Below are 4115 nucleotides of genomic sequence, written 5' to 3'. Positions count from 1 at the left end.
TGACCATCGATCTGGATGTATTTCCCGCTGCGACGGCACCTGGCGTCAGCGCGCCCGCAGCAAAAGGAGTAAGCCTTGATACCTTCTCGCCTTACTTCGCCTTAATTCTGAATAACTACAACAAACTCAAAATTGCAGACATTGCAGAGTACAACCCGAACTTCGACATCGACGGTCAAACCGCGAGGCTCGCAGCCCGGCTTTGTTGGGATATAGCAAACGCTATGTCTCGATCTGCGTCATCTGCCCAATAACTGAATTCACAAGGAGTATCCGATGACGGATCCAAGACTCGATACCACTCGCACTATTCGTGCACCACACGGCACAGAGCTTCGTGCCAAATCCTGGCTGACAGAAGCGCCACTGCGTATGCTGATGAACAATCTGGACCCGGATGTAGCTGAACACCCTCATTCGCTGGTTGTGTACGGTGGCATTGGTCGCGCTGCACGCAACTGGGAATGCTACGATAAAATCGTCGAAGTACTGGAAAGACTGGAAGACGATCAAACCCTGCTAGTGCAATCGGGCAAACCTGTAGGCGTGTTCCCAACGCACAAAAACGCACCTCGCGTCCTGATTGCTAACTCAAACCTTGTTCCTCACTGGGCAAACTGGGAGCACTTCAACGAGCTCGATAAAGAGGGCTTGATGATGTACGGGCAGATGACAGCAGGATCTTGGATCTACATCGGCTCTCAAGGCATTGTCCAGGGTACTTACGAAACTTTCGTCGCTGTGGCGAAAAAGCACTTTGATGGTGAAGCAAAAGGTCGTTGGATTCTGACTGGTGGTCTTGGCGGCATGGGCGGTGCTCAGCCTCTCGCGGCAACCATGGCTGGCTTCTCAATGCTAGCCGTAGAGTGTGATGAAACTCGAATCGACTACCGTCTGCGTACCGGTTACGTCGACAAAAAAGCCACCAATCTGGATGAAGCGCTACAAATTATTCAGGACTCAGACACCCCTGTTTCTGTTGGTTTACTTGGCAACGCAGCCGATGTGTTCCCAGAACTGGTTAAGCGCGGCATCACTCCGGATGTAGTGACAGACCAGACTTCTGCACACGATCCATTGAATGGTTACCTGCCTCAAGGCTGGTCGATGGAGGAAGCAAAAACTCGCCGCACCGAAGACGAAGCTGGCGTTGTCAAAGCGGCAAAAGAATCCATGGCGGTTCAGGTGAAGGCCATGTTAGAGCTGCAAACTCGTGGTGCAGCGACACTGGATTATGGTAACAACATTCGTCAGATGGCACTGGAAGAAGGGGTTGAGAATGCCTTCGACTTCCCAGGTTTTGTTCCGGCTTATATCCGTCCATTGTTCTGTGAGGGAATTGGTCCTTTCCGCTGGGCAGCACTATCCGGTGACCCGGAAGACATCTACAAAACTGATCAGAAAGTGAAAGAACTCATTCCAGATAACCCACACTTGCATAACTGGCTGGACATGGCTCGCGAGCGTATTCACTTCCAGGGTTTACCTGCACGTATTTGCTGGGTTGGCCTAAAAGACCGTGAGCGTTTGGGTCAAGCTTTCAACGAAATGGTGAAAAATGGCGAACTGAAAGCGCCGGTTGTGATTGGTCGTGACCACTTAGATTCCGGTTCAGTTGCCAGCCCTAACCGTGAAACCGAAGGTATGATGGATGGCTCTGATGCCGTATCCGACTGGCCGCTTCTAAATGCTTTATTGAATACTGCGGGCGGCGCGACATGGGTATCTCTGCACCACGGTGGTGGCGTAGGCATGGGCTTCTCTCAACATTCAGGTATGGTCATTTGCTGTGACGGATCCGATGACGCTTCTGAGCGCATTGCACGAGTGCTTCATAATGACCCGGCTACGGGGGTGATGCGTCACGCCGATGCGGGCTACGACATTGCCAAAACCTGTGCAAAAGAGCAGAAATTGGATCTGCCAATGCTAAACGAAGAACTAAGCCGTCTGTAATGAGTGAGGGAAACATGATCAATCTAACGCTGAATCCAGGACATATCAGCCTGCACCACCTACGCCAGGTCAGCCGCGCTCCGGTTAACCTGTCACTTGACCCAGAAGCCATTCCAGACATTGAAGCCAGCACAGAAGTGGTGAATCAGGTTATTGCAGAAGATCGCGTGGTGTATGGTATCAACACCGGATTTGGTCTGCTTGCCAATACTCGTATTGCACCAGAAGATCTGGAAGTGTTACAGAAAAGTATCGTTCTTTCTCACGCCGCTGGTATTGGCGAGTTTATGCACGATGAAACCGTCCGTCTGATGATGGTATTAAAAATCAACAGTCTGGCGCGCGGGTACTCGGGCATTCGCCTTGAAGTGATTGAAGCACTGATTAAGTTAGTGAACTCTCAGGTTTACCCATGTGTGCCGCAGAAAGGTTCAGTGGGTGCCTCAGGCGACTTAGCCCCACTTGCTCACATGAGCACAGTACTGCTGGGTGAAGGTCAGGCACGCCACAACGGTAAGATCATCTCTGGTATCGAAGCGCTGAAAATTGCCGGGTTAGAACCCATCACATTGGCACCAAAAGAAGGCTTGGCATTACTGAATGGTACTCAGGCTTCCACAGCATTTGCTTTAGAAGGGCTGTTTGCAGCAGAAGACCTATTCGCCTCTGCTACTGTTTGTGGTGCCATGTCGGTAGAAGCAGCATTAGGCAGTCGCCGACCATTCGACCCACGCATTCATCGCGTTCGTGGTCATCGTGGTCAGATGGACGCAGCGGAAGCGTATCGCTTTCTGCTAGATGGCTCCAGCGAGATCGGAGAATCGCACACCGACTGTGAAAAAGTACAAGACCCATACTCACTGCGTTGTCAGCCACAGGTAATGGGTGCGTGTTTGCAGCAGATTCGAAATGCCGCCGACATTCTGCAAGTGGAAGCTAACTCGGTTTCCGATAACCCGCTGGTCTTTGCTGAAGACGGTGACATCATCTCTGGCGGTAACTTCCATGCAGAACCGGTTGCTATGGCTGCGGATAATCTTGCTCTGGCGATTGCTGAAATTGGCAGCTTGTCTGAGCGTCGAATGGCACTGCTTATCGACAGCGCACTGAGTAAGCTTCCTCCGTTCCTGGTGGACAACGGCGGTGTAAACTCCGGCTTTATGATTGCTCAGGTGACTTCTGCTGCCTTGGCGAGTGAAAACAAAACTCTCGCTCATCCTGCGTCCGTGGACAGCTTGCCAACGTCTGCGAATCAGGAAGACCACGTTTCTATGGCGACATTTGCGGGTCGCCGTCTTCGCGACATGGCGGAAAACACTCGTGGTATTCTGGCTGTCGAATACCTTTCAGCAGCGCAGGGACTGGACTTCCGAGCACCACTTAAATCGTCACCGCGAGTAGAAGAAGCAAAGCACATTCTTCGTGAAAAAGTCTCGTTTTACGATAAGGACCGCTACTTCGCACCAGACATTGAAGAAGCGAATGCCTTGCTGAAACTTGCTGTCCATAACCATCTGGTACCGGAAAAAACACTTTGTTCTGTTTAGCAGCAGATTTTGCAGCAACATAAAGTGCCTTTGCGCACATTAATTAACGCTAACCTCCCTTCAGGGAGGTTATTTTTCACTGGATAGACCATTTACCCATAAATGTCGGATATAATCGCCGCAGTTTTTGTAATTAACCGTGAATTATGTTCCTGACTCCTTACTTTTCAATCGAAGACAACCAATTCCAGTTCACTCGCCAGCAAGCAAGCCACTTTGCTAAGAAAGTTGCGGGCGACTACAACCCAATCCACGATGAAGATAACAAGCGTTTCTGCGTACCTGGCGACCTATTGTTCGCGGTACTTCTCAATCAAGAGGGCGTAAGCCAGAAAATGCGTTTTGACTTCTCTGGAATGGTGTCGGAAGGGATTGCCTTATCAGTAGCGGAAAAAGGTGAAACAGAAAGTGCGCTTGTGGATGCGAATGGCAAAGAATATTTGCACATGCATCATGAAGGTGAAGTGTCGAAAGACGCTAAGTTCATTGAACACCTGACCAAGTCTTATGTGCAATTCTCAGGCATGAACTTCCCTCACATCATGGTTCCTCTGATGGAAGACAAACAGATGATGATCAACTGTCAGCGTCCGTTGGTCATGTACGAGAGCA

General features: G+C 50.4%; 4 protein-coding genes. All 4 read left to right on the top strand.

The features are described from left to right. A partial coding sequence (locus RH89_RS13345) for an arginase family protein (protein ID WP_004402672.1) occupies nt 1-254 on the top strand: 254 nt, incomplete at its 5' end. Nucleotides 255-276: 22 nt separating this feature from the next. Further along, nucleotides 277-1956, top strand: a complete 1680-nt coding sequence (gene hutU / locus RH89_RS13340; RefSeq protein WP_004402671.1) for a urocanate hydratase — start codon at nt 277-279, stop codon at nt 1954-1956. 14 nt (nt 1957-1970) lie between these two features. After that, entirely contained in the window at nt 1971-3503 is a 1533-nt protein-coding gene (gene hutH / locus RH89_RS13335; RefSeq protein ID WP_004402669.1) for a histidine ammonia-lyase, read from the top strand. 146 nt (nt 3504-3649) lie between these two features. After that, on the top strand, nt 3650-4115 hold a 466-nt coding region (locus RH89_RS13330; RefSeq protein ID WP_004402668.1), incomplete at its 3' end, for a DUF3581 family protein.

This window comes from Vibrio nigripulchritudo ATCC 27043 (genome assembly GCF_000222685.1).
Lineage (GTDB): Bacteria > Pseudomonadota > Gammaproteobacteria > Enterobacterales > Vibrionaceae > Vibrio > Vibrio nigripulchritudo.
This window is presented reverse-complemented; position numbering and strand designations above follow the sequence as displayed.

Coding starts and splice junctions, on each gene's coding strand:
- hutU (WP_004402671.1), top strand. CDS start 277: ATGACGGATCCAAGACTCGATACCACTCGCACTATTCGTGCACCACAC.
- hutH (WP_004402669.1), top strand. CDS start 1,971: ATGATCAATCTAACGCTGAATCCAGGACATATCAGCCTGCACCACCTA.